General features: G+C 38.9%; 1 protein-coding gene. It reads right to left on the bottom strand.

All coding sequences use genetic code 11. From position 1 onward, the window contains the following. The coding region (locus HMPREF0381_RS14265) for a helix-turn-helix domain-containing protein (RefSeq protein ID WP_040462050.1) at window positions 1-462 on the bottom strand (462 nt) is incomplete at its 3' end. Between the last annotated feature and the right edge of the window lie 39 nt (window positions 463-501).

Raw genomic sequence — 501 nt, 5'->3', positions numbered from 1 at the left:
CTTTATATCAGAGTTTTTTAGTATTTTTTGAACCATAGGCTTTGTTATTGTTTCCAAACGTGGGTAACCTGCCTCGACTGCATGAGTCTGAATATGCTGATGTAGATTCTTAAGTGTCCATAGCTCTTGTGCATAACCAAGATCAGCGGGACGCTGACAAGCAATATCTATAATCCAAGCAACAGCGTCATCTGTGATCTCAACAGGACGACCTTGACGCTGAGCATCAAATAATGCACTTTTGGTTCCGCCATCCATATATTTTTTGATGCATAGTTGCACGGTAGAAGGACTTATATCGTATATTTTTGCAATAGTACGAATTGGAGTTCCCTTACATCTGTCCAACAATATATGGGCTCTTATAACTACTTGAGCCTGTATGGTTCTCTGCTTGATCAATGAGCGTAGGTATTCATAATCGCCTTCATTAAGGGTTAAGGAAGTTGGTTTTCTCGGCATAATAAGCACCTCTCTTTTTAGAATAATCTTATTATACCA

Origin of the sequence: Lachnoanaerobaculum saburreum DSM 3986 (assembly GCF_000185385.1) — a bacterium.
Lineage (GTDB): Bacteria > Bacillota > Clostridia > Lachnospirales > Lachnospiraceae > Lachnoanaerobaculum > Lachnoanaerobaculum saburreum.
The sequence above is the reverse complement of the archived record's forward strand: the minus strand, read 5'-3'. Positions and strand labels throughout refer to the sequence as shown.